We start from the raw sequence: 24,995 nt of genomic DNA on the forward strand, positions 1-24,995 counted from the left end.
AGGGTGGGTCAAGATTCGATGGAAATGGTGGGTCAGCTTTGCGTGGAAATCAACAGTCAGGATAACGCCCCGCGTGCCTCCATCACAGCAGGCAAATTGGCCTCAATCCAGTCCGTCAGCCCCTTCACATGAGCGCAGACCTCCCGCCCTATCGGTGTCAACGAATACTCCACATGGGGCGGAACGACGGGCATAGACACCCGGAGCACGAAGCCGTCCCGCTCTAGCGCCTGCAGTGTCTGCGCCAGCATCTTTTCGCTCACGCCACCGATCTTTCTTCGAATCTGGCTGTACCGAAGCGTCCCCTCGCTCAATGAGATCAGCACCAGAACGCCCCAGCGGCTGGTTACGTTGGTCAACACACTTCGTGAAGGACAGGCCTCGGCGAACACGTCCGCCCGCGGGAACTCAACCGACATGACTTCCTGCTCGCACAGGGATGGAGTCAGAACAGCATTCATCACTTACCTTTTAGTACGTACTTGCGAATAGTTAGTTTAAGTGAAAACATTGGCCATCCGCCACCGAACAGGCCCATCGAGTGTCCAACCGCGCAGATCAGATCCGGAAATTTCGACCAGCGCTGGCAATCGCTTGAAGGCCTGTTTTCCTCTACCCGTTTCCTTCCCAAAACCATGAAACGCTTTCAATTTCTTTCCATAGCGATCGCACTGCCGACCCTGCTGGGCTACGCCCACGCACAAGAAGTAGTCACACCATCACCGAACGCAGAAGCGCTTTTCTCCAGCCCCGATCCCCAGTTGCACGCCAACAAGCAGGTCGCCTACCAAATCATCCGGGAGTTGCTGGAGGCCGGCCGGTGGGATCGGGCAGATAGGTATCTGACCGAGCGCTACATCCAGCACAACCCCAATGCGCAGTCAGGGCGAGACGCGGTAGTGCAGTACTTCACCGGTGTTCTGAAGATCAAACCCCGTGCGATTCCTGAGCGAATTAGCACGCCCATCGTGGCCGTAACGGCCGAGGCAGACCTAGTCACAGTGCTCTACCCCAGAACCGTCAATGGCCCGGACGGCCGGTATACGACCACATGGTTCGACACCTGGAGAATTCGCGATGGCAAGGCAGACGAGCATTGGGACCCGGCGCTGAAAGGCGAGTCACCTGATCTGTCCCGTTGAGGCACAGCCACAACTTCACTTCTATGAGCCATTGCTTGCTCTCCCACCTCTAGCTTCGCCATCATGACTCTGAAATATGCCGTTCTTTTCGCTCACCTTATTGCCATGGCCGTGGCCGTGGGAAAGATCTTGGAATTCGACATTCGATTTCTCCTGCACTGCCGGGCACCGATGACGCTCGAAGGTATTGCTTCACTGAAGTTCACCAAGGCCGTTGTAAGTGCTTCACTGGTCGTGCTGTGGGCCACAGGGGCTGGGCTAATCCTGCTAGGCATGCTGGAATCACCGAACTATTTGGACAACGAGAAGCTGTGGGTCAAAGTGGTTATCGTCACCTGCCTCACCATCAACGGCTGGGTGATGCATCGCTGGGCATTTCCGGTGCTGCAAGGTGACACCGCTTTCCTCTTTCTGCCGAAGTGGCAGATGCTGGGTCTGGCGGCTCTGGCCACAACTTCATCGGTGTCGTGGATGTACGCCAGCTTCCTGGGGATTGCGCGGCCATGGAACCATAGCGTCTCCTATTCCTACCCAACTGCAGTTTATGCCAGCCTTCTCCTGGGCGGCTGGGCTGGTGCGAGCGCAGTGCTGCTGTGGCTACGCCGCTCCAGCACACTGCCCACCAAGCAGCGGAAAAGCAATCCATGCCTGCAAGGATGATGGAGGTGGGACCAACTCGACCGCTATTTAGTGCCAACCGTGCAGAAACTGCGCGAAGCGTTTGTGGGCTTGATACGCGGCGCGCAACACCAAAATCCGATACGCGACTGCGCCGTCCATGTCGGTACCCGCGCTCACATGTTCAGCGGGAGTTCAGGTTTACCTGGAAATCTACTTTTGAAACATCGCGTCACGTACGAGCGTTGCGCATTGAGACGTAGTTCGAACTATGAATGCTCGCTTTCATCAGCGCCTACTAGCACTGACTGAAACTTGAAAATATCAACACAACTCGCTGATCTTGAAGATTCCCAATCAGAAATTCCGAAAAAACTTGACCCGACTCTAAGGAAATCCTGCAAAACCTCGCGAGCAGCCTGATAGACACAGCTCAGTCGTGACATCCTAGCAGGCCATGAAGCAAAGCAGCTTTGATTTGAATCTGAGCACCAAGAAGACCCGCAAGCAAGAGCTGCTGGCCCTGATGGATCGGGTGGTTCCTTGGGCCGCCTTGGTCGGACTCATTGCGCCCTATTACCCCGAAGGCAAGAACGGCCGCCCACCCTTTGCACTGGAGGCCATGCTGCGCATTCACTGTATGCATGTTGACCCGACGCCTTTGGCAAGTCCCTCTCGTTTGATGATCAACGGTCTGCACACATGTATTCGGCTTGCTTGATGGGCAATGCTTTCGCTTGCCCGCAGCCTTGATGAGATCCGCGCGTTCCGTCCTTCGCAGCAGTTCGGCCTGATCGCTCGGCCCACATGAAGTACAGGATCACGGAACGCTGGTCTAACCGATTGCGTCATCACATTTGAGAAGCGTCGCAAAAACCACGGCTGGGTGTTGGTCGACTCTTGCCGGCCAGGAATCAGGTTCCAGAGCGATCTGCTATGCCGCCACCATCGACGGGCGGTAGCTCTCAGGACCACTCAGGACGGATTGAATGATCCGCGCATTTTTGTTTGCAAGCGCTACGGTCGCGCGGTTGTATCCACGCCTGGAGATCAGTTCCTGCAGCCACACGCTGCGTGCATCCTTGCGGCACGCAACTCTGACTAAGACAGAGCGCGCCCCGTGGATCAACAGCGTTCGCAAATATGTATCTCCCCGCTTGCTGATGCCGAGCAGGCGAAACTTTCCGCCCGATGAATTTTGTTGGGGAACGAGTCCGATCCAAGCAGCTAGGTGGCGGCCGTTTTTGAATGCCTTAGCATCGCCAATAGCGACCACTATTGCAGTTGCGGTCATCACCCCTATGCCTGGGATGGCTGCGATCTTCTGGCACACCGCGGACTGTTTCATGACTGCTTCAAGCCATTCTTCCGTTTCAGCAATCTGAGCTTCGATTTCGCGGAACCCATCGAGCGCCATGCGCAGCAACGTCTGGCAGCGAATGGTCAGCTCGCCTTGTGTCTACTCGAGGATTTCAGGGACAGACTTCTTGAAAGCTGCTGGAGATCGGTTTACGGTGATGCCTCTTTCGGCGAGCAGACCCCGCACTTGATTGGTGGGTGCGGTGCGCTGCTGCACCAGCAGCTCGCGCGTTCGGTGAATGGCCTGAATGTCTTGCTGCTCAACGGACTTCACCTGCACGAAGTTCATGCTCGGGCGGCAGGCTGCCTCGACGATCGCCTCTGCATCGTTGCGATCGTTCGTATGCGCGCGGTGAACCCATCTTGAGATAGCTCCTTCGAGCAGGCATGGTGTGCACGATGGAGATCATGCACACTATGTCGAGCGAGGCGATCGGCCCCAATCCCAAGCGGCGCTTTTACAGTCCAGAACTCAAGGCCCAGGTCGTGATGCAGTGCCGGGCAAACGGAGCGTCGATCGCGGCTGTGGCCCTGGCCCATGGCATCAACGCCAACATCGTCCATCGCTGGCTGCACGAGCACGCTGCGGCAACCGCTCCCAAACCCATCAATCCGTTCATCCCTCTGAACCTCTCTGCGCCCGAGGTTGAGGACGCTGCACCTGTTCACGCGGCGGGAAGTCCCACTTCGGATATTCGCGTCGAGATCCGGCGCGGCTCATGCGTGATCACGGTGAGCTGGCCCATCGAGGCATCGTCATCCTGCGTGGAATGGCTGAGGGATTGCCTTCGGTGATCCGCATCGACGCCGCCTGGCTGGCAGCCACACCGCAGGACATGCGCGCTGGCACCGATACGACACTCGCCCGGGTCATTGCCGTCTTCGGCGCCGCCCATCCCCACCATGCCTACCTATTCGCGAACAAACGCGCCAATCGCATCAAGATCCTGGTGCACGACGGCATCGGTATCTGGCTGGCAGCGCGTCGGCTGCACCAGGGGAAGTTCATCTGGCCCCTGGCCGGTGGTTCCAACCTGGCGTTGCAGCGCCAGCAGCTCGATGCGCTGGTCATGGGCCTGCCCTGGCAACGCCTGGCCGACGGTGGCGTCATCACCGTGGTCTGACTCTCCGGCAGCGGTGGGCACTTGCCAATTGGTGCATGCGCTGATGGCGCGCGCACGTCGGTATTGGCACAGTGAGGGCCATGGTGGTGGAGCCGCAATCCCTGGAAGGTCTGAGCGCCGATCAGCTGCGCGAGATGGCTGCCCGCCTGATGACTCAGTTGCGCCACCAGGGCGCCTTGCTGGAGAAGCTCACCCACGAAAACGCGCTGCTCAAGCGCATGAAGTTCGCCGCCCAGTCCGAGCGATTCAATACCGAGCAGAAAAGCCTGCTCGAAGACGAGATCGAAGCCGATCTGGCGGCCGTGGCCAGCAAGATCGACGCGCTGCAGCAGGAGGCCGCAGCGACGACCCCGCAGGAGAAGAAGCAACCCAAGCGGCTGCGCCTGCCTGCGAACCTGCCCCGGCGCGAGATCCGCCACGAACCCGAGTCCAGCACCTGCCGCTGCGGTTGTCAGATGAAGCACATCGGCGAAGACGTGGCCGAGAAGCTGGATTACGTACCCGGGGTGTTCAGCGTGGAGCGCCATGTACGTGGCAAATGGGCCTGTGCCCAGTGCGAAACCATCGTTCAGGCACCGGTGGCCGCTCACGTCATCGACAAGGGCGTCCCCACCACCAGGCTGCTGGCCCAGGTGCTGGTGGCTAAGTACGCCGACCACCAGCCGCAGCATCGCCAGGAGGCGATCTTCGGGCGTGCCGGCCTGGCGATCCCGCGCTCGACCCTGGCACAGTGGGTGGGCACATGCGGGGTTCGGCTACAGCCGCTGGTGGATGCGCTCAAAGCTCAAATGCTCCAGCACCGCGTGCTGCATGCCGACAAGACGCCGGTGCAGATGCTCAAGCCCGGCAACGGCAAGACGCACCGGGCCTACCTCTGGGCCTACGCTCCGGGGGCGTTCGAAGATATGAAGGCCGTGGCCTACGACTTCTGCGAATCGCGCGCGGGTGAGCATGCTCGGGCATTCCTGGGCGGCTGGCGGGGCAGTCTGACCTGCGACGACTTCAGCGGCTACAAGGCGCTGATCGCCAGTGGCGTGACCGAGGTGGGCTGCCTGGCGCATGCCCGGCGCAAGTTCTTCGACCTGCATGCGGCCAACAAGAGCCAGATTGCCGAATTCGCGCTGGCGCAGTTTGCCAAGGTCTATGCCGTCGAACGTGAGGCTAAAGAGATCAGCGCCGACGAGCGCAAGGCGATTCGCCAGCACCAAACCCCGCCGACGCTCGATGCGCTGCACGAGTGGATGCTGCTGCAGCGCCAGAAGGTGCCCGAGGGTTCGGCGACGGCCAAGGCGCTGGACTACAGCCTGCGCCGCTGGGTGGCGCTTACCCGGTTCGTCGATGACGGGCGGCTGCCGATTGACAACAACTGGATCGAGAATCAGATCCGGCCCATTGCTCTCGGAAGATCGAACTGGCCTTTTGCCGGGAGCCTGCGCGCTGGTCAGCGGGCGGCAGCTGTCATGAGCCTGTTCCAGTCAGCGCACATGAACGGGCATGATCCGTACGCCTACCTCAGGGACGTCCTCACACGGCTGCCCACGCACAAGGCCAGTCAGATCGAGGAACTGCTGCCGCATCACTGGACAGCGCCTACGATCAGTTGGACTCCTTGCGGCACAGGCAGTAGATGAACTTCTGAACGGTTCCGAAGGGCGTTTGATGCTCTTCGCGCTCCTGCTGCAGGAGCGTGAACGGAGTCCCGAACTCTGCATGTAGGCCATCGCCGCTATAGCGCATGACGGGCAACCCGCTGCACTTCTCCGGTCCATCCTCGGCGAACGTTGCCACAATCACGTGGCCTCCCGGCTTGACTGCACGCAGGACCGCATTGACGTAGGCTTCGCGCTCCTCGCGAGTCGTGAGGAAGTGAAAGACGGCGCGGTCGTGCCAGACATCGTAGGCATGGCGTGCAAGCTCGACCTTCGTGATGTCACCGGCGAGCCAAGATACGCCAGATGCTCGATCGCCGAGCCGAGCCCGTGATGCCGCCAGAGCAGCCTCCGACAGGTCCAGGACAGAGACCCGCTGGTAACCGTTGGCGAGGAGATCGTCAACCAACGTCGAGGCGCCACCGCCAACGTCGATGATGCTCGCCCCCTTGGACACACCTGTGCGCGCAATGAGATCAACCGATTGACGTGCATGCTCCTGGAACCAACTGACATCGTTCTCGGACTTTGTCGTGTAGACCTGTTCCCAATGTTCTTTGGATTGCATCGAAGCCTCCTGAAGTCGATGTGCCGCGAGTCGGCGAGTCGCCTCACTGTAGCGTCGAAATCGATTCGGCGCAGTCAAGAAGGGATGGCCGGACGCTTACGATCGTTCTTGTTTGTCTTGACGAAGGGCTCAACGTAATGTGGGCTGATCAGCTTGACTTCGGTGCCAAGGGCTTGGAACTGTCTTGCCCAGTGATGAGCGGAACTGCAGGCCTCCATCGCGATGGTGTGCGGCTGTAGCTGCCGGACCGCCTCCATCAATTCAGATCGACTGACCTTGGCGCGGTGCAGTGCACGACCGCGACGATCAGTTCCGTGTAGTTGAAACACGCGCTTGGTCAAGTCGATACCCAGAAGGTCAACGTTCATGATGAACTTCCGGTAGCGGCAAGTTGTGAAGGACGACCAGTTTGCGACGAAGATGGCGTCGGGTCCATCTCAGTAGCAGTGTTTCACCTTTTGGGATTTGGCCATGGAAGAAGCCTTCTTTGACACGCCGATCTACCGAGAGTTTGCAGGCCTTGATGCTCACGGTAGGGTGCGCGATCTGAAAACTGCGGCCTTATAGCACTCACGAATTCGAGTTGTTCAGGACATCCCTAAAGTCGAAGGGGCTATGATCATTACCTTAGTTAAGGAAGCATCACAAGCATGCCAAGAGGTAAAAGTCCCGAGACGGCTGTGCTCAAGCGGCGTGGCAAGCGCACTACAACTCCAGAGCTCTCGGCGTTTGACTTTCAGCACGACTCGCTGGGGTACAAGTTGCGCCTAGCGCAAGTGCGAGCGTATGAAATGTTCTACCAGACTCTGACGCCGTTGGATCTCTCCCCCGCCCGGGTCACTGCACTTTCACTGATCGCAATGAATCCGGGGATCAACCAGTCTGCACTAGCCAAGGCGCTGGATGTGGCGGGGCCTAGCGTGTTGAAGGTGGTAGATACACTGGAGCAATCCGGCTGGGTGCAAAGGGTGGATGTGGAGGGTGACAGGCGGCGCTACTCATTAGAGATTACGGCGCAAGGCCATGAATATCTAGAGCAGTTGCGAGAAAAGCTGACTCTCTATGAGAAAAAGCTGTCCCAAAACCTGACAGCGATCGAGCGACGCCAGTTGATTGACATGCTGGAGCGTATTGCGACCTGAGCACCCGTATCTTCTGGCGCACAATCAATTCAGCGGGGCCCCATGCGCAGGGCACCGTCGAGGCGAATCACCTCGCCGTTGAGGTGACCGTTCTGGGCGATGTGCAAGGCCAGTGCCGCGAACTCCTGCGGATCTCCCAGTCGCTTGGGAAACGGAATGGACTGTGCCAGCGACTGCTGCACGGCCTCTGGCAATTCCTTAAGTAGCGGTGTGGCAAAAATTCCAGGAGCGATGGTGCAAACCCTGATTCCCCACTGAGCCAAGTCCCGCGCGAGGGGCAGCGTCATACCAACGATGCCCGCTTTCGACGCGGCATATGCTTCTTGACCCACTTGTCCATCGAAAGCAGCCACCGATGCGGTGTTGACGATAGCGCCCCGCTCGCCATCTACCAAAGGCTCCAGCACAGCCAGGCGAGCCGCCACAAGACGCACCATGTTGTAGGTTCCCAGAAGATTGATGCGCAGGGTGCGTTCGAAATCCGCAAGGGGCGCGGGTGTGCCATCGCGCTGGATGATGCGCTTGGCGCCCCCCACCCCAGCGATGTTCATCAGAATACGCGCCGGACCATGTGCAGTGGTGGCGGCATCCAGAGCCGCCATGGCGGATTCGGCATCGCTGATATCGCAAGGGACGGCCAGCGCCTGACCGTTTTGGCGACGAATGTCACCGGCCACTGCTTCTGCGGCCGTCGCATTGATGTCCAGCAAGGCAACGCGTGCACCGGCACTGGCCAATGCCCTGGCAACGGCTTCGCCCAATCCGGACCCAGCGCCCGTGACGATGGCTGACTGGTTGTTGATGTTCATGGTACGTGTTCCAACTCGTTGAGAAAGTAGGTAATGGAGTGCGGCCGGGCGGGGCTGCGCCACGATGCCCCAGCAAGCCGCGCAAGCAGCGAATGCCGAGCGTCAGGCCATGCCTGTTGGCTGGTTTTCCAGAATCAGGTGGCCCACGGCAGTGTTTGACGCCGGCACGTGGTAGAACCTCTGAACGACCCGGGGGGTGGGGCCACCAGCTGCATCGGCCATGGCACCGCGGGCAACCAGCCACATCACCAACTCGATGCCTTCTGACCCCGCCTCGCGCAGATACTCGATGTGGGGCATATCCGCCAATGCTGCGGGTTCGTGGATGAGTCGATCAAGGAATCGGAGATCCCACTGGCTATTGATCAGCCCTGCACGCGGCCCTTGCAATTGATGGCTCATGCCCCCTGTACCCCAGACCTGTACCTTCAAGTCATCATCGAAACATGCCACGGCGCGTTGGATGGCTCGCCCCAGCTCAAAGCATCTCCTCCCAGACGGAACCGGGTACTGGACCACATTGACCGCGATGGGAATGACCCGGACGGGCCATGCCTTCGTTTGGGGATTCAAACGTCCAAACATGAGTGACAAGGGAACCGACAGGCCGTGATCCACCGGCATCCGATTGACGACCGTCATATCAAAGTCATCTTGAATAAGGCAATGCGCCATATGCGCAGCCAACTCTGGATGCCCAAGGACTGGGGGAACGGGGCGCGGACCGAAGCCTTCGTCAGCAATCTGGTAGTGCGCTGCGGTACCGATGGCGAAGGTGGGAATCATCTCCAGGCTGAAGGCCGTAGCGTGGTCGTTGTAAACCAACACCACGACATCGGGCTGCTGCTCTTGAATCCATTGCTGGCCGTACTCGTACCCCTTGAATACGGGCTGCCAATAGGGTTCTGACTCTTTTCCGAGGTCTAGGGCAACACCGATAGCCGGAACATGCGAGGTGTAGACAGACGCAGTGATGGATGCCATGGCGATCAACCCCCTGCACGCACTGCCGCGCCTTGTGGCTTCCGATGGGGCTGCGCATCACCGTCCTCGCCCAGGAACCGGTTGCCTTCGGGCGAGCGTCCGCCGTTGATCATCATGCTGCGGTACTCCTCGTCGGTCATGCCCGTCATGCTGCCTGCCATTTGCTGAAAGCTGATGCCATCCGTCGATCCAATTTTGGCGAGGAAGTAAATATTCCCCCCCAAGCGGATGCATGCATTCAGGTCGCGTGCAAGGACTGCCGCCTTTTGTGCTTCGCTCATGGGCCATTCGTCCAGATAGGCGAGCTCTCCTGCCTTGAATCGCATGCGATTCTCTGAACTCATCAATGACATGCAGAACTGGTTCAACCAGTAGCCCTGGCGCGACATGTCCATGTCAAAGACTGTGGTGCCGGGAATGCTGAGGTAAGGCTTATCAATTGCCATCAATGGATTCCTTGGATAGAAGCCCGATTAATCATCTGTATAACGCGTACGAGCTTCATTGCTTGTGGGTGGTGCAGAGTCGTGATGGCGCAGACAACAGCGCCATCGCATCAAACAGCGGCCTGCGTTGTTGGGGCACGATCGGCACGCGGTTCCTGGATTTTCGAAGTCGGCTTCAGCAGGTAGCGGGCAAGCGCAGGCAACAAAACGAGCGCACCGACCATGTTCCACAGGAACATGAAAGCCAACAACACACCCATGTCCGCCTGGAACTTGATAGGACTGAAGAACCAGGTGCTAACGGCCAAGGCCAGGGTCAACCCGGTCAGCATGACGACCCGCCCAGTGAACTGCAACGCCGCTCGGTACGCCTGATCTACGGTGTCACCACGCTTGAGGCGCTGCAACATGACGGCCAGCACATAAAGCGCGTAGTCCACACCGATACCAACCCCCAGCGCAATGACGGGCAACGTTGCCACCTTGACGCCCATGCCCAACACAACCATCAATGCCTCGCACAGCATGGAAGTCAACACCAGAGGGAGCACGGCGACCAGCGTGGCACGCCAGGACCTGAAAGTGATCCAGCACAACACAACTACCGCTCCGTATACCCAGAAAAGCATTTCTCGCATGGCCTGGCGAACCACCTGGTTGGTGGCTGCGTCAATGCCTGCCGAGCCACCAGCGAGCAAGAAGCGCAGCTCAGAACGAGGCTGCTCGGCAATGAAGCGCTCAACCTCTGCCACGACACCATCCAGCGTGCGGGCCTTGTGATCTTTGAGAAAGACATGGAGGCTCAGAAAGGAACAAGCCTTGTTGATCAACTCCCGAGGAGCGATGGCTTGGACTCCGCCCAATGCCTGGTCGTTGGCGATGAGCTCGTACCACTTGAAGTTGCCCTCATTGAAGCCCACCATGGCCACCTTCGAAAGGCCCGCTATCGACTGAGTGCCTTCCACGCCTGGTACCTGCTGCAGACGCCAAGCCAGTTCATCGACCTTGCTCAAGGTGGCGTATCGCGTGCATTGGTCATCGGGAGACGTCACCATCACGGTCAGGATGTCTGTGCTGGCAGCATAGTTCTGAACCACGAACGCGACATCGCGGTTGTATCGCGAGTCCGCGCGCAGCTCGGGTGCGCCGGGGTCCAGATCACCCACCTCGATCCGCATCGACAGCGAAACAGCCACCACCAACAAAACCGAGGAGGCAGCTATCGCCCACAAGGCTGGTTTGCGTTGCGTGAACGTGGCGATCCACGCCCAGCCCCACCCCAACTCACCAGACTGCTCCTGGCGCAGGCTGCGCTGCGCTGCGTTCGGGCTCACACCCATGTACGACAACAGCACGGGTAACAACACCAAATTGGTCACTACCAGCACCGCCACACCAATGCTGGCATTGGCCGCGAGCTCCTGGATAACGCGGATGTCAATCAGTACCAGGACGGCAAAACCCACCGCATCACACAACAGGGCGGTCAGGCCCGCCATGAAAAGGCGGCGAAAGGTATAGCGGGCTGCAATCACCCGGTGCGTTCCACGCCCGACATCCTGCAAGATGCCATTCATTTTTTGAGCGCCGTGGCTCATGCCAATGGCGAATACAAGGAAGGGCACCAGCACGGAATACGGGTCCAGCGAGTAGCCCGCAAGCCGCAGTATCCCCAGTTGCCAGAGCACCGCGACCAGGGAGCAGGACACAACGATGAAGGTCGATCGCAGGCAGCGGGTGTATGAGAAGAGGACGCCAGCGCAGATGATGATCGCCAGGACGAAAAACACCGCCACCTGGCGAACACCATCAATGAGATCTCCCATCACCTTCGCAAAGCCGATGATGTGTACATCGATGGTGTCGCTGGAATACTTGGTGCGCAAGGCATCCAGTTGCTGATCCAGTGCCGCGTAGTCCAGGGCTTTGCCCGTCCTCGTATCTTTGTCCAACAGCGGAACATAGACGATGGAACTCTTGAAATCGGCAGCCACGAGTTGGCCGATCTCACCCGACCGCTCGACATTGGCCCGCAACTCCGCCATAGCCGCAGGGCTGCCGTCGTAGCTGTCGGTGATGACGGTATTGCCATCCAGCCCTTCTTCTGTGACAGCCACCCAGCGGGTGTTGCTGGTCCACAGCGACTTCAGGAAGGGTCTGTCCACCCCAGGCATCAGAAACAGCGCGTCACTGATCTCGCGCAGGGTCTCCAGGTATTCCTTGTCAAAGATGGTGCCGTTCTTGGAAGCCACCGCAATGCGCAGCGCATTGCCACTTCCTCCCAGCTGCTCGCGCTGCTCCAGGAAGTTGACGATGTACGGATGTCGAGTGGGGATTGTCTTTTCAAAGCTGGCAGCCAGCTGAATATTCAAGGCTTGCCATCCGAACACCAAGGTTGCAAGCAGACTGATGAGAAGTACCCAGAAGCGGTGATTGAAAATCAGCCGTTCGGCAACAGTGCCGCTGGACGTGTCGAAGTTCTCCAGCCGGCTGATCACCGGCTGGGCAGTATCGTCAGAGACATGGCTCACGGTGCTATTCCATCGTCAGGGGGTAAGGATTGATGCCAGAGTCTGGCGCTTGAGACCGCGCAGGCCTCCGAAGACCAAGTGGTTTCCGTCCGCCGCAGCCACCAAGGCGGCGGCGGGGAAGGGCTCGGTGGCCGGCGTGTGCGCAAAGGTCAGCCCCTCGTCCCGGCTGATCAGGAGATCGCCGTTTTGAGCAAGCAACACCAAGCCGCCATCGTTCAGTCGGGTGGCGGAGCTCAAGTTCACGGGCAAAGGGCTCGGTATCTTTTTCCAGCTCTCGCCATGGTCGGTGGAGCGCCAGATATTGCCTCGCAGCCCGTATGCCAACACCGTGCTGTCGCCCAGCAATTCGAGTCCGAAGAAGCTGCCTTTGTAGGGCGACGGCAATGGTTCAAAACGGTCTGCCCCATCGGTGGATCGCAGCAGCAAGCCTTGCTCGCCTGCGATATAGGCGTGACGACCTCGCGCGCGCACTGCGTACAGGTGCAGCTGCCTGGGGTTGGGCAGCTTGCTGCCGATGGCTTCGAACGATCCATCACCAGCACGGCGATGCAAGGCCATCCCGTAGGCCCCCACGGCCAGCAGCCCTCCTTCGGACAAAGCAATGTCGAAAAGTGGCTTGTCTGCGCCTTGCTCTACCTGGCGCTGCGCTGCCTGCCGCTGAGCATCGGTGGTGGCACTGCGCTGCAGCAGTTGTGCAGCCTGTATCCCATCCATGGCAAACGTCCAGGACTGTCCTCCATCCTGCGTGCGCAGCAACACGCCGAAATGCCCGGCAGCCCAGCCTTCGCGCGCATTGCCAAAAGCCAGCGCAGTGATGCTCATCTGCCCAGGCACACGAGCCTGGGTCCATTGTTCGCCATGATCGTCACTCCACAAAACGGTACCGCGCTCGCCTGCCACCAACAGGCGGCTGTCCGTGCGCGTGGCAGTCAAGAGCGCCGAGTTGCGGGCCAGCCTGGATGCCGTGGCCGCCCGACCAAGCGCCTCAGGCAGAGCCGCCGGTGCGGGCGCCGCACTGCCATGGGCTCCGAACATCGAGGCTCCCAAGCCCATGCCCAAAATCAAGGTTCTGCGCTTCACCGCGTGCCCTCGTTGGCAAGCTCTTCGGGGCTGAAAAAGCTGCGCTGCAGTGTCGGCAGTGTCTTGACCTGCACAGGCAACTCGTTGGTTGCCATGTTCAGATAGTAGGCACCGGTTTGCAGGTCATAGCCGCCCCAGAACACATTGCCCAGGACTGCTGGAATATCAGGGGCCGTCAGCATGAGCGAGAAGTTGGTGCGCCAGAGCTCGCCCTTGGCATCCCAGCCATCAAACAGCACGATCTGCCAGCTGTCCTCGTCCAAGTAGTACTTGCGCTTGGCGGCGACATGGCGCTTGCCAGCGGTAAGGGTGGCCTCCACCTCCCAGACACGATGGAGCTCCCAGCGTACCTGCGACGGATTCAGGGTTGCCGGGGTCACCAAATCGGCGACCTTGGCCAAAGCAGCACGGTTGTTGTTATAGGGGATGTACACCTCCTTCTTGCCCACCAGTTTGAGCTCGTGCTTGTCAATCGGTCCGAACAGATTGAAGGCTTCATCGAACAGGCCAATGCCCGAGGTGACGGCGTCCGGTGTGTCATAGCCCACGGAGGGGGCTTTGCGAACACGGCGCTGCCCCACCAGGTACTGCCACAGACCGCGTGGTGCGGATGCGTTCAATCCGTCGTGCGCCAGGATCGCTTCACCGGCTTTGGAGCCTGGCTCAGTAGCCGAGAACTTGCCCATCTGGTAGTAGCCGTCGAACTTCTCAGCCGTCAAATCAGGATCATAGTAGGCACGACGGAACGTCTGGTTTCCACCCGAGGCCATGCTGCGTCGACCATCGGCTGTCATCACCCACACCCGCAAGGGCGTTTGGGTGTTCACGCCGATCCATGCAAGCCGGTGGTTCCAGATCGCCTCGTAGCCGTCTTTCGGAATCGGAAACGGGACCCCCCCAAACGCGCCCTCCACCCCCTGGCCGTTGTCGGTCAGCTTGGCGCGGGAGGCATTCTTGAAGGTGTTGTCATAGACATACTGCGGTGCGGCAGCGCTGCGGCGCGTGGGATACACGTCGATCCTGAAGTCGGGATACTTCTTCATCAGCGCCTTGACGCCATCGCTCAGCTTGTCCGCGTGCTGATCCATGTTCTTGGCGTTGATTTGCAAGCGGGGCTTGTCTGCAGGATAGGGATCAGGGCGCGGATCGCCATTGCGATATCCCGAGAGGGCCTTCAAGCCACCATCCCATGCCGGGATGGTGCCGTCCTTGTTGCCCGCCCGCTCTGCGCCAAGCGGTGTCAGGGTCGTCTTGAGCTGAGCGGCCTCGTCCGCAGAGACGGCTGCCAATGCCTGGGCAGGCAACAAGGGGAGCAACGAGGCCAAAGCGACGGCGCTCCAGAGGGGGTTCAAGATTTTCATGATGATGGTTCCTGGAATGTCAGCAAATTCAGAAGGTACGGGTCAGGCTGAGTGCCACGTAGTCACGGTCACGCAAACTCTGGCCAAAGCTCAGTTGACGCGGCGAGCCCGTTCCGGCGGTCAAGGTCTCGGTAAAAGTCTTGGGGGTACCGAAATAGCCGGTGTAGGTAAGAGCGAACTTCCAGACGTTTTGATACGTTCCCTTCACGCCGATAGTCCAGTCGCCAGCATTCGATGTGCCGCCCGCAAAGTTACCGATCGCCGAAGAGCGGCCACCAAAGTTGTAGCCCACCCCAATAGGCACCGACACATCCAGCCCTGGAGCAACCTGGAAATAGGTGGGCTCGAAAAGAACCCGCATCGCGAATGCGCCCTTGGTCGTGTTGGGATCCAGCCCGCCCACACCCACCCATGAACCGTTGGGCCCGATGGTGAAGATGTCGCGCGTCACCTTGAGCCGGTGGTTGTAGGCAATCTCGCCCAGCAAAGCACCGCCTTGCCACAGCGCTGACGGCTGCAGCACGTAAATCCCTGACAGTTGCAGATGCGCTGTGCGCCCAACTGGGTAGCACGGCGTTGCGTTGCTGGTATCGCAGCCAACGACGGGGCTAGGCCCCCCCAACACGGCTGGGTCCCCATTGAGCGGCGCATTGCTGCGCAGCGACCCTTCCAAAGCCCAATTCAGCTGTCCGATAGACGATGTGACACTGGCCCCGATGGTGCGAATATTGCTCGCATATGCAACGTGGGTATTGCCGCGCGCAAAGTCAAAGACGAGCGCGCTGGGCGTCTTGTCGTGATACTGCGCAGCATAGAAACCGAACTCGTATTCGCCGCCTTGCGGGCTCCAGCGCAGCTGGATACCGCCCTGGCCGCTGTCCTTGGGGCGCCTGTCGGCCGATTGCAGCACTGGCAATTCAATGGGGGATCCATCGGGGGCGTTGCCAAAGTTGACGCGCCCGCCTCCCACATAGTCCTGGTTTGAAAAGTAGCTGCCAACTCCGGGCAGCTTGCTGGGGCGCCATTTCAGTTGGTAGTAGGCGCCCAGTTGCAAGCCCTCGGCAATGCGTAAAGTACCCGAGATTTGCTCGACCGGAAGCAGGACTTCCTTGAATTGCCATCCAGGAACCGAGGCGATTTTTGCGATGTCCACAGGCCCCTGTGCATTGGCAATGCCGTTCTGTCCAAAGAAAAGGCTCTCCCCCCATTGCAAGCTGTGCTTGCCAACGCGCAAGGTGGCGGGCATGCCGCCGACCTCGCCCTTGACGTAGGCAAAGGCATCGAGGATCTCGCTGTCTCTTCCATGCTGACGACGGGTAGACGGCAAAAAAGCGTTGGGCGCCTGACCCGACAGGTTGCTCGCAGTAGAGACTACAGGCCCCAGAGGCATGCCTCCTGCATACAGCGGACTGCCCTGGTAATCACTGCGGCGGTTGTATGCGTCATCGTACAGAGTGGTGCCACTGAGTCTCAGGCCGAAGTTGCGCCCCGTGACATCCAACTCTGTCAGCAGATCCACCCGCTTTGAAATGACACCCCGCCTGAAGTTGTTGTTTCCATCGTCTTCGTTGACGATTCCAGGATCGCTCGACACATCAAATCGCGAAAGCGCTGGAGACGGGTTTTTCACGCGGTAGGCCGTGCTGACCTTGGGAGTAAAGTCGAGGCGAACCTTCAGGTCAGGATCGGGTGTCTCAATCTCAAAGGCCTGAACGCCAGGAACGCCCATGACGGCCAGTGCTGCGGCCGCAAGAGCGATGGGATGTAAGCGCATTTTTTTTGTCTCCTTATAGTGGTGCAAACTTGGGATGGCTGCCGGCAAAGCAGTCACAGGTAGGTGGCTGCAAACCCGCCATCGACCGGCAGGTTCACTCCGTTAATCCAACGGGCGTCTTCGCTGCACAGAAATGCCAACGCGGGTGCCACCTCGTCGGCAAAAGCAGGCCGCTTCATGCGCAGGGCATCGGCCTGCACTCTCTCGGCCCCCAACTGGGTGACAAAGTCCCCCAGAATCGGCGTGAACACGGGTCCAGGTGCGACGCAATTCATGCGGATATCCCGTTCGCGAAACAGGCTGTACGACCGCTGCATCGTCCATACGATGAGGGCCTCCTTGAAGTATTCGTAGCAGTCCTTGTGCTGTGGCGGGTTGCGCGCAATCCAGGCCAATCCGGCGTCGAAATCGGCCTGCTCAGCCAGCGCCTTGTGAACGTCCAGCCGACCGCCATAGAAGTAGCCCAATATGGAAGTCACTTGAACGATGCTGCCGCCAGCTGGCATACGCTGGGCGACGCGCTCCGTCAAATGCCTCTGCCCCAGGTAATTCACTCGCGCGACCAAATCCAGTGCTGCAGTGCCAGGCACGCCTGCCGCGTTGCAAAGGCCGTGGATGCACTCAGGCAACTGCTGCACGGCTGCATCAATCGCATCCTTGTCGGAAAGGTCAGCCTTGATGAATCCGTCCAGCGTGATCTGTGGATCATTGCGATCCACCCCAATCACCCGTGCCCCCCTGTGGCGCATGAGCCGTGCCGTCTCGGCACCAATTCCAGACGACGCACCTGTGATAACGATGGTTTTTCCTGCGAGATCCATGGAAACGATCCTTTGTGTAGTGGGCTAGCAAGCCCTGCGTTCAACCGTGCCCGACGCCGCTCGGGCAAACTGGCACCCCACACCTCCCGCGCAAGGGCCTGCTTTGCCTTCACGCCAGAGAGGCACACCATCAACCCTTGCTTTACGCACGACTGCGTCAGGGAGCGCATCGACACAGCGCCATGGCAACGGGGATGTACAAAATGGCGATCAGGTGGATGTATCGCCCGTGGAGTTCAGAACGGATACACGGGGGCTGCGTCCTTGACTGTCAGCCATCGCCATGTGGTGAAGGTCTCCCAATCCGCAGGACCGCCGTGCACGCTGCCATTGCCAGCCACGCCGGGACCACCAAACGGATTGGTTGCCTCGTCGTTAATGGTTTGATCGTTTACATGCACCATGCCCGCGCGCAATTGCTGGGCCAGCGCCATTCCACGCTGCAAAGAACGCGTGATCACTCCGGCAGCCAGGCCGCCTGCGTGGGCGTTGGCAAGGGCGACAGCTTCCTCATCGGTCTTGAAGGTGATGAGGTTCAACACGGGACCGAACACCTCTTCGTCATGAACCCTCATGCCCGCGCGCACTCCGCTGAGCACAGTCGGGCGGTAGAACAGACCGTCGTAATTGCCCCCTGCATGCAGCGTTGCGCCTGCAACCAAAGCCTCCTGCACGACGGCGTGCACGCGGTCGCGCTGACAGGCATCGATCAGTGGTCCCAGTGCGACCTGCCCCGTGGCCCCGTTACCCACCGGAAGCCGGTTCGCTTTTTCAACCAGGCGCTGAATCAGCGCTGGGGCGATGGACTCGTGCACCACAATTCGGTTGGATGCCATGCAGATTTGCCCCTGATGGAGCCAGGCACCCCATGCAGCGTTGCTGGCTGCTACATCCAGGTCCGCATCATCCAGAATGATCAATGAGTTGGTGCCACCCAACTCCAGAGAAACCTTCTTCAGGTGCCTGGCAGCCAACTCGCCAACGCGCCGCCCCGCCCCCACCGAGCCCGTGAACGAAACCATGGACACATTGGGTTCTGTGACCAGCGCCTCACCCACATCCGCGCCCCCAGGAAGCACTGCCAGCACCCCCGGAGGCAAGCCAGCTTCTTCCAACAAGCGCGCAATCATCTGACCACCACTCACTGACGTGCGTGGGTCCGGCTTGATCAGCACTGCATTACCGACAGCCAGCGCTGGGGCCACCACCCGCAGCGTCAGAATCAGGGGAAAGTTGAACGGCGAGATGACACCAACCACCCCGTGTGGAACGCGCCGTGCCAGGCTCAGATTGCCGGGCACGCTGGGCAGCACCTGGCCCTGCGGATGCATAGGCATGGAGGCAGCGACCTGGCAGAACGTGATGGCTTCACGCACCTCATGCTCACCCTTGGCCAACGTGCCACCTGTCTCGCGGGTAATCCACAAGGCCAGTTCAACAAAATGCTGTTGCAACAATGCAGCCATCCGATGAAAGACGGCAGCGCGCTCTCGCGGGGGCAATCCAAACCAGGCGGTCTGGCTGTCGCGCGCCAATCGCGCTGCCTCTGAGACATGGGCTACTTCGGCACAACCACTGTGACCCAGAACATCGCCCGTTGCCGGCTCATAAATAGGCATGTTGCGTTGCACGGGCGTCCAGCCCCCCACATAGATGCAACCATCCCAACGTTCCGATTGAAGCCAACCTTTTTCGACTTGCATGCTTTGTCTCCATATCTATAACAAGTAATATGAGTAAATGTTAGCATGGCTAATTAAAACAGTTGACCTGATGATTACCCTAGGTACCTGATGCCTGGATGACATGAAAACCGGCACTTTTCTCTCGCCAGCACTAGGCGCATCACAGCCAACAATGACCGTGCCGAAGCGTCAAGCAACGTACTGCACACCGGTCTCGGAGCCTTCTGCCTGAAGACCTCCGCCCTTTGACTGTGATCTTGTGCCGACACAAAAGCCATGGTCATTGAAGGCAACAGCTGGAGCAGCTGCACCCACGCAGCGATGGCAGCAACCCAGTGGACTAGGGTTTGCACGTAGTCTGAAAAATGGCGCGCGTGATAGCATTTTATTAATTAGCCTAGCTAACAAACAACAAAGATAAGCATCTATCATCAAACACGGCAGGTCACTGCCATTCCTCCAATATGACCAGCAAAATCACCACCCTTGTCAGCGTGAGCATCCACGACACTGTGGCCTGCCTGACCCTGAACCGCCCACACAAACGCAACGCATTGAGCCTTCAGGTCATTGCGGCATTGCGTGCGGCTTTTGAATCACTGCCTACAACCGTGCGTGCGGTGGTTCTTGATGGCGCGGGAGACCACTTCTGCGCCGGGCTGGATCTCAGCGAACTTTCTGAAACTTCGCCCGCGGAAGGTTTGATGCATTCGCGTGTGTGGTATGAAGCCTTTGATCGCATTCAATTCGGACGCTGCCCCGTGGTGTGCGTGATGCATGGAGCCGTAGTGGGCGGGGGGTTGGAGCTGGCATCGGTTGCCCATGTACGAGTGGCAGAGCAAAGCGCTTACTTTGGCCTTCCAGAGGGACAGCGCGGGATCTTCTTGGGCGGTGGCGGCTCAGTGCGGGTTTCCAAGCTGATCGGCGCCTCACGCGTGGCGGAGATGATGCTCACAGGGCGGGTCTATTCCGCACAAGAAGGTCTGCAGGCGGGGCTGACACACTATGTCGTGAACCCGGGGGAAGGCCGCGCCAAGGGGCTCGAGCTTGCACGAAAGATCGCGAGCAATGCGCCTTTATCCAACTTCGCCATCATGCAGGCATTGCCTCTGATCGCCGAGCAGACCATGGCGCATGGACTGATGACAGAAGGCCTCATGGCAACTGTCACTCAGTCCGACGGCGAGGCCAAGGCACGCATGCGCGACTTTCTGGAAAAGCGGGCGGCCAAGGTGGTTTCTAGTGCCAACGCGGCGGTGGGAGCGCAATGATGGCAAGCATTCAGACACAAGATTCCATGAAGGCATTGGTGGCACCGCGCTCTGTGGCGGTGGTCGGACTGTCCACCAAGCCAGGCTCTGCGGGTCTGGTGGTTCTTCGCAACCTGCTGGATGCCGGGTATGACGGCGACATCTACTTGGTAGGGCGCAGCGGCGGCGAGGTGGGTGGGCGCACGGTGCTCACCAGTGTTGAGCAACTGCCCATGGCGGTGGATCTGGCCATCCTGCTGGTGCCCTCCGATGCAGTGCTGGAGACGGTGCAATCCTGCGTGGCCAGGGGCGCCCGTTCAGCCATCTGCTTTGCATCAGGTTTTGCCGAGATGGGCGAAGAGGGACGCCAAAAGCAGCAGGAAATTGCAGACACCGCAGCGCGGGGTGGCATGCGGCTGCTGGGCCCCAACACCATCGGCTTCTTCAACAATGTCGACAACTTCCACGTCTCGATGGTGGAGTTGGACTTGCCTCCACGCCTGAAACCAGAGGATGGACCAGCTGTGGCCGTCGTCGCCCAAAGTGGCGGAATTGGCGTGCATGTAGCTGCGTCGCTACGTGCACGCGCCGTGCCCGTGTCTTATGTGCTCACCACAGGCAATGAGGCGCAACTGGGCCTGGCGGATGTGCTGGATTTCCTGGCGCAGGACCCTCACACATCGACGTTGGTTGTGTACGCCGAGCAAATCCGCCATGCATCCCACGTACTGACGGCACTGCATCAGCTGCGAACCCGCGGCAAGCACGTGGTGTTGCTGCACCCCGGAAAAAGCGAGTCTGCCCAGGAGGCAACGCGCTCACACACGGGGGCACTGGCCGGAAACCACTCGGCGATGCGCTTGGCCATGGAACGCGCTGGCGTGCTGGTGGTCGATAGCCTGGAAGAAGTGATTGATTTGGGGCAACTGTGCCTGCGGTTCCCCCAGGCGCCGCAGGGCGGTCTGGGGCTGATCACCGCATCGGGAGCACTGTGCGGTATTGCGCTGGACTATCTTGAACCTCTGGGCCTGGAGATGCCACCGATGTCCCCGGTGCAGACCGCGGCGTTGCGCGAACATCTGCCCGTGTACACGCCACCGCGCAATCCGCTGGATCTGGGTACTTTGATAGGCCCCAAACCGGAACTCATCGGACGTGGCGTGCAGGCACTGCAACAAGACCCAGGCATCGGCAGCCTGCTGGTGTCCCTACCCATGCCATCGCCTGGCATTGCCCCAGTGTGGCTCAGTTCATTTTTGGAGGGCATGCAGGGTGCTCAGAAGCCCGCCATCTTCGTCATGCAAAACGAAGACATGCCACTGCCCGCAGCGCTACTGGAGAAGGCTGCACGCGCTGGCACCGTCGTAATGCGCTCGCCCGAGCGCGCGCTGCGCGCCCTGGCTACCTTCACCCGCTACGGTCGCACACGCGCAAACTGGGAAAGTGCAGGCAACACCAGCGTACCGGCCGCGCCATCACCACTGGCGTTGGAGGCAGGGATGCTGCCTGAGTGGCGCGGCAAGCAACTGCTGCAGGCCGCAGGCCTGCAGACTCCCCCCGGTGATCTGGCCACGACCGTGCAAGAGGCTGTCGCCGTGGCTGCACGCATTGGCTATCCCGTGGTCCTCAAGGCCCAAGCTGCCAAGCTGGCGCACAAGACCGAAGCCGGTGGCGTGATGCTGGGAATTCAGGACGAAACGCAGTTGCGGGCAGCCTGGCAAAAGTTGCAGGAAAACATCCACCGGCATGACGCCACATTGGTGCTGGATGGGGTGCTGGTGGAATCCATGGGCGCGCGCGGCCTGGAACTTGTGGTCGGTGCCGTGCGGGATGCCCAGTGGGGCCCTGTGTTGATGGTGGGCCTCGGGGGCATCTGGGTCGAAGCTTTGGGCGATGTGCAGCTGCTGGGCCCTGACTTTCCCCATTCTGGGATCGTGGCACGCCTGCAGGCACTTAAAGGTGCACGGCTGTTGCAAGGCTTCCGCGGAGCGCCCGCCGTGGACCTGGACGCGGTGGCCCGCGCGGTTGCTACCGTGGGGGCCCTCATGCTGGCGCGGCCAGACATCGCGGAAATCGATATCAACCCCCTGGTGGCCTACGGCACGGACCGTGGCGTGCTGGCCCTAGATGCTTTGGTGGTGGTGCAATGAGCGCTTTTCTCGACTCCCTGGTTGCGATCGACATGCATACCCATGCCACCAAGTCGACCCGCAATCCTCCCGACGAAGTGGCTATCGCCATGGACGCTGCGATGGATGCCTATTTCAAGCAGCCCTTGCCGCGCCCTACCATTGATGCCACGGCAGCCTACTACCGTGAGCGCAACATGCTGGCGGTGATCTTCCCGGTGGATACCGAGCGCGAAACCGGACAGCTGCGCGTCAGCAACGAGGAAGTGGCCGAAGACGCTGCGCGGCATCCGGATGCACTGATTGCGTTTGCCAGCGTCGACCCGATGCGCGGCAAGATGGGCGCGCGCGAGGTACGCCGCCTGATCAACAGCCACGGGGTCAAGGGCTTCAAGTTCCACCCGTCAGCACAGGGTTTCTACCCCAATGACCGCGATGCCTACACCGTGTACGAGGCCATTTCCGAAGCGGGCGTGCCCGCCATCTTTCACAGTGGACAGACCGGAGTGGGTGCAGGGCTGCGCGGCGGAGGCGGCATCCGCCTGAAGTACTCAGACCCGATGTTTCTGGATGATGTGGCCGTGGACTTCCCATCCATGTCCATCATCATCGCGCACCCCTCCTTTCCTTGGCAGGACAACGCGCTGGCAGTGGCCACACACAAACCGAACGTCTACATCGATTTGTCGGGCTGGTCGCCGCGCTACTTCCCGCCCCAGCTCGTGAAGTATGCAAACACCCTGCTCAAGCACAAGGTGTTGTTTGGGTCAGACTACCCCGTCATCACACCAGAGCGCTGGATCAAGGATTTCGACACGTTGGACATCAAGCCGGAGGTGCGCCCGTTGATCCTCAAGCAGAACGCGATTCAACTGCTCGGGCTGGACAAAGACCCGGTCTTCGGGCGCTATCAGCGGCTGAAACCGCCTGCCGCTGGCGATTGCTGCACGGCGGAGGTGCCTGAATGACCCCCGCTTCCACGATCGTCCTTCTACCCGGCCTGTTGTGCGACGAGGATGTATGGGCTGCCCAGGAAGCGGCGCTGTCCGGTGAGTTCAATGTGGTGGTGGGCAGTTACGGCGTGATTGATCGAATCGAAGAGATGGCAGCGCATGTATTGCGCACAGTCTCTGTGCCTTGCTTCGCCATGGCGGGACACTCCATGGGAGGCAGGGTCGCGCTCGAATTGCTACGCCAGGCCCCAGATCGCGTTCTGGGCTTGGCGTTGCTCGACACTGGTACCGCGGCCCTCGTGCCAGGCCCAACGGGTGATGATGAGCGCAAAGGTCGCAATCAGTTGTTGGACATGGCACGCCGCCAAGGCATGGAAGCGATGGCCAGACAATGGCTGGCCTCCATGGTGCATGCCGACGTGCAGGGAACCCCATTGTTTGAGCGCATGGTAGACATGGTAGGTAGAAGCGATCCAGAGCGATTTGCAGCCCAGATCAACGCGCTGCTACACCGGCCAGACGCTCTGCCTGTGCTCCATGGGCTGAAGGTTCCTCTGCTGCTGGTGTGCGGCCAACAAGACCAGTGGAGCCCCCCTTCCAGACACCAAGCCATGCATGCGCTGGTGCCAGGCTCACAGCTGCAATTGATCGAAAACTGCGGGCACATGAGCCCCATGGAGCAGCCCGGCGCCGTTTCGGCAGCCCTTGTCGAGTGGCTTCGCAGGTGCTTGCATGACCACCATTGAGAGCACGACCAGCATGCTGCATAAGCTCTACGCGGAGCAATGCTGCCGAGAACTGGTGCTGCGGTCAGCAGCGCTGGTGGACGCTGGAGACGCCCAAGGCCTGGCCGACCTCTTCAGTGCGGATGCAGAACTGGTACGCCCGACCGGAGAAGTGCTACGGGGCCGGGACGCCATCGAAGGCGCGTACCGCTCACGATCTGCAGCGCGTATGACCGCCCATTTCGTCGCGGGTACGTTCTTCGAAGAAATGGGGCGCGAATCTGCACGAGCCCAAACACGAGTTCTGCTATGGGCCGGGCAATCAAACTTCGAAGCGGGCACATACAGGCGGGTCGCAGACCCGATACAGATCATGGGCCGCTTCGAAGACCGTTTTGTCAAAACTTCGCAAGGTTGGCGCATTGCACGCCGCCGCTCGGTTTTTGATCTACATCTTGCATAAGCCTGTTGAAGGAGGGTTTTTTGCGCACACCCGGCTACACGTACTGGTAGTCTCAGCGCACGAGCGAACCCAACGTGCGAAAGAACCGCTACAAGACCAGCAAGCAACCATCCCCCGGCAAAAGCTGAATCGCCGTAGGTTTCGCGGAAGCTCAACACTCTGAGAGGATTGACCATGAAGAAGACAAACAAGTTCTCGCCCGAGGTGCGCGAGCGTGCAGTGAGGATGGTGCAGTGCAGTGCAGCGCGGGGAGTACCCATCAGCGAGCGTCAGTGAAGTGGATCTGCTCATTACCTGCAGCTAAAAATGGTTAAAGACCGCTGGTACAACGAGAAGCGGATCAAGATCTCCCTGGGGGCCCTCAGCCCGATTGAATACCGGG

General features: G+C 59.9%; 22 protein-coding genes and 4 pseudogenes. 13 read left to right on the forward strand and 13 right to left on the reverse strand.

Annotation, left to right across the window (positions count from 1 at the left end):
• Window positions 1-56 precede the first annotated feature (56 nt).
• Window positions 57-461: a winged helix-turn-helix transcriptional regulator gene (locus tag ACODSM_RS12815; protein WP_488805508.1), complete on the reverse strand. Its 405-nt coding sequence runs from the start codon at window positions 459-461 to the stop codon at window positions 57-59.
• Window positions 462-635: 174 nt separating this feature from the next.
• Between ACODSM_RS12815 and ACODSM_RS12820 the strand changes: the two genes are divergently transcribed.
• The 3 genes and pseudogenes from ACODSM_RS12820 to ACODSM_RS12830 all read left to right on the forward strand — a co-directional run.
• The gene (locus ACODSM_RS12820) at window positions 636-1,142 is read left to right on the forward strand and encodes a nuclear transport factor 2 family protein (RefSeq protein ID WP_488805509.1); all 507 of its coding nucleotides are present in this window, start codon (window positions 636-638) and stop codon (window positions 1,140-1,142) included.
• A 63-nt stretch (window positions 1,143-1,205) separates the two neighbouring features.
• Window positions 1,206-1,802, forward strand: a complete 597-nt coding sequence (locus ACODSM_RS12825) for a hypothetical protein (RefSeq protein WP_488805510.1) — start codon at window positions 1,206-1,208, stop codon at window positions 1,800-1,802.
• A gap of 415 nt (window positions 1,803-2,217) precedes the next feature.
• A pseudogene (locus ACODSM_RS12830) lies at window positions 2,218-2,403 on the forward strand (transposase); the annotation flags it as partial.
• 291 nt (window positions 2,404-2,694) lie between these two features.
• On the opposite strand, the pseudogene ACODSM_RS12835 reads toward ACODSM_RS12830, so the two are convergent.
• Window positions 2,695-3,471: pseudogene (locus tag ACODSM_RS12835) on the reverse strand (IS110 family RNA-guided transposase); the annotation flags it as partial.
• Between the two features lie 47 nt (window positions 3,472-3,518).
• On the opposite strand from ACODSM_RS12835, the gene tnpA reads away from it, so the two are divergent.
• The 3 genes from tnpA to tnpC all read left to right on the forward strand — a co-directional run bounded on the left by tnpA (window position 3,519) and on the right by tnpC (window position 5,874).
• Window positions 3,519-3,914: an IS66-like element accessory protein TnpA gene (gene tnpA / locus ACODSM_RS12840; RefSeq protein WP_488805511.1), complete on the forward strand. Its 396-nt coding sequence runs from the start codon at window positions 3,519-3,521 to the stop codon at window positions 3,912-3,914.
• Window positions 3,890-4,243 carry an IS66 family insertion sequence element accessory protein TnpB gene (gene tnpB / locus ACODSM_RS12845; protein WP_488805512.1) on the forward strand — a complete coding sequence of 118 codons (354 nt, stop codon included), beginning with the start codon at window positions 3,890-3,892 and terminating at the stop codon, window positions 4,241-4,243. Before tnpA ends, tnpB begins: the two co-directional genes overlap by 25 nt.
• Before the next feature lie 80 nt (window positions 4,244-4,323).
• Window positions 4,324-5,874: an IS66 family transposase gene (tnpC, locus tag ACODSM_RS12850; RefSeq protein WP_488805513.1), complete on the forward strand. Its 1,551-nt coding sequence runs from the start codon at window positions 4,324-4,326 to the stop codon at window positions 5,872-5,874.
• Here tnpC and ACODSM_RS12855 read toward each other — a convergent pair.
• Window positions 5,840-6,460 carry a class I SAM-dependent methyltransferase gene (locus ACODSM_RS12855; RefSeq protein ID WP_488805514.1) on the reverse strand — a complete coding sequence of 207 codons (621 nt, stop codon included), beginning with the start codon at window positions 6,458-6,460 and terminating at the stop codon, window positions 5,840-5,842. The genes tnpC and ACODSM_RS12855 overlap by 35 nt on opposite strands.
• 101 nt (window positions 6,461-6,561) lie before the next feature.
• Window positions 6,562-6,828, reverse strand: a pseudogene (locus tag ACODSM_RS12860) (IS110 family transposase); the annotation flags it as partial.
• Window positions 6,829-6,904: 76 nt separating this feature from the next.
• Here ACODSM_RS12860 and ACODSM_RS12865 point away from each other — a divergent pair.
• Together ACODSM_RS12865 and ACODSM_RS12870 are read left to right on the forward strand one after the other, a co-directional pair.
• A pseudogene (locus ACODSM_RS12865) lies at window positions 6,905-7,015 on the forward strand (IS5/IS1182 family transposase); the annotation flags it as partial.
• 236 nt (window positions 7,016-7,251) lie between these two features.
• The gene (locus ACODSM_RS12870) at window positions 7,252-7,602 is read left to right on the forward strand and encodes a MarR family winged helix-turn-helix transcriptional regulator (protein ID WP_488805515.1); all 351 of its coding nucleotides are present in this window, start codon (window positions 7,252-7,254) and stop codon (window positions 7,600-7,602) included.
• Window positions 7,603-7,631: 29 nt separating this feature from the next.
• Here ACODSM_RS12870 and ACODSM_RS12875 read toward each other — a convergent pair whose 3' ends face one another.
• The 9 genes from ACODSM_RS12875 to ACODSM_RS12915 all read right to left on the reverse strand — a co-directional run bounded on the left by ACODSM_RS12875 (window position 7,632) and on the right by ACODSM_RS12915 (window position 19,111).
• Window positions 7,632-8,411 carry an SDR family NAD(P)-dependent oxidoreductase gene (locus ACODSM_RS12875; RefSeq protein ID WP_488805516.1) on the reverse strand — a complete coding sequence of 260 codons (780 nt, stop codon included), beginning with the start codon at window positions 8,409-8,411 and terminating at the stop codon, window positions 7,632-7,634.
• Window positions 8,412-8,513: 102 nt separating this feature from the next.
• The gene (locus ACODSM_RS12880) at window positions 8,514-9,395 is read right to left on the reverse strand and encodes a class III extradiol dioxygenase subunit beta (RefSeq protein WP_488805517.1); all 882 of its coding nucleotides are present in this window, start codon (window positions 9,393-9,395) and stop codon (window positions 8,514-8,516) included.
• A gap of 5 nt (window positions 9,396-9,400) precedes the next feature.
• Window positions 9,401-9,841, reverse strand: a complete 441-nt coding sequence (gene ligA / locus ACODSM_RS12885) for a protocatechuate 4,5-dioxygenase subunit alpha (protein ID WP_488805518.1) — start codon at window positions 9,839-9,841, stop codon at window positions 9,401-9,403.
• A gap of 110 nt (window positions 9,842-9,951) precedes the next feature.
• The gene (locus tag ACODSM_RS12890; protein ID WP_488805519.1) at window positions 9,952-12,372 is read right to left on the reverse strand and encodes an efflux RND transporter permease subunit; all 2,421 of its coding nucleotides are present in this window, start codon (window positions 12,370-12,372) and stop codon (window positions 9,952-9,954) included.
• Between the two features lie 15 nt (window positions 12,373-12,387).
• Window positions 12,388-13,425 (reverse strand): WD40/YVTN/BNR-like repeat-containing protein, encoded by a 1,038-nt coding sequence (locus ACODSM_RS12895; RefSeq protein ID WP_488805520.1) that lies wholly within the window; start codon window positions 13,423-13,425, stop codon window positions 12,388-12,390.
• A gap of 23 nt (window positions 13,426-13,448) precedes the next feature.
• The gene (locus ACODSM_RS12900) at window positions 13,449-14,813 is read right to left on the reverse strand and encodes a DUF1329 domain-containing protein (protein WP_488805521.1); all 1,365 of its coding nucleotides are present in this window, start codon (window positions 14,811-14,813) and stop codon (window positions 13,449-13,451) included.
• 28 nt (window positions 14,814-14,841) lie between these two features.
• Complete coding sequence (locus ACODSM_RS12905) at window positions 14,842-16,587, reverse strand: DUF1302 domain-containing protein (protein WP_488805522.1); 1,746 nt, start codon at window positions 16,585-16,587, stop codon at window positions 14,842-14,844.
• 53 nt (window positions 16,588-16,640) lie between these two features.
• On the reverse strand, window positions 16,641-17,408 hold the full coding sequence (locus tag ACODSM_RS12910) for a coniferyl-alcohol dehydrogenase (RefSeq protein WP_488805523.1): 768 nt from the start codon (window positions 17,406-17,408) through the stop codon (window positions 16,641-16,643).
• A 236-nt stretch (window positions 17,409-17,644) separates the two neighbouring features.
• Window positions 17,645-19,111, reverse strand: a complete 1,467-nt coding sequence (locus ACODSM_RS12915) for a benzaldehyde dehydrogenase (protein ID WP_488805524.1) — start codon at window positions 19,109-19,111, stop codon at window positions 17,645-17,647.
• Window positions 19,112-19,557: 446 nt separating this feature from the next.
• Here ACODSM_RS12915 and ACODSM_RS12920 point away from each other — a divergent pair, with 446 nt between their 5' ends.
• From ACODSM_RS12920 to ACODSM_RS12940, 5 genes are read left to right on the forward strand one after another with little or no spacing between them, the layout of a single operon-like run.
• A complete protein-coding gene (locus tag ACODSM_RS12920) occupies window positions 19,558-20,364 on the forward strand; it encodes a crotonase/enoyl-CoA hydratase family protein (RefSeq protein WP_488805525.1) in 807 nt (268 codons plus the stop codon).
• 26 nt (window positions 20,365-20,390) lie between these two features.
• Window positions 20,391-22,493: an acetate--CoA ligase family protein gene (locus tag ACODSM_RS12925; RefSeq protein WP_488805526.1), complete on the forward strand. Its 2,103-nt coding sequence runs from the start codon at window positions 20,391-20,393 to the stop codon at window positions 22,491-22,493.
• A complete protein-coding gene (locus tag ACODSM_RS12930; RefSeq protein WP_488805527.1) occupies window positions 22,490-23,440 on the forward strand; it encodes an amidohydrolase family protein in 951 nt (316 codons plus the stop codon). The genes ACODSM_RS12925 and ACODSM_RS12930 overlap by 4 nt, the downstream gene beginning before the upstream one ends.
• Window positions 23,437-24,171 carry an alpha/beta fold hydrolase gene (locus ACODSM_RS12935; RefSeq protein ID WP_488805528.1) on the forward strand — a complete coding sequence of 245 codons (735 nt, stop codon included), beginning with the start codon at window positions 23,437-23,439 and terminating at the stop codon, window positions 24,169-24,171. Before ACODSM_RS12930 ends, ACODSM_RS12935 begins: the two co-directional genes overlap by 4 nt.
• Window positions 24,158-24,613, forward strand: a complete 456-nt coding sequence (locus ACODSM_RS12940) for a nuclear transport factor 2 family protein (protein WP_488805529.1) — start codon at window positions 24,158-24,160, stop codon at window positions 24,611-24,613. Before ACODSM_RS12935 ends, ACODSM_RS12940 begins: the two co-directional genes overlap by 14 nt.
• The last annotated feature ends 382 nt before the right edge of the window (window positions 24,614-24,995 follow it).

Source organism: Acidovorax sp. FG42 (assembly GCF_057809195.1).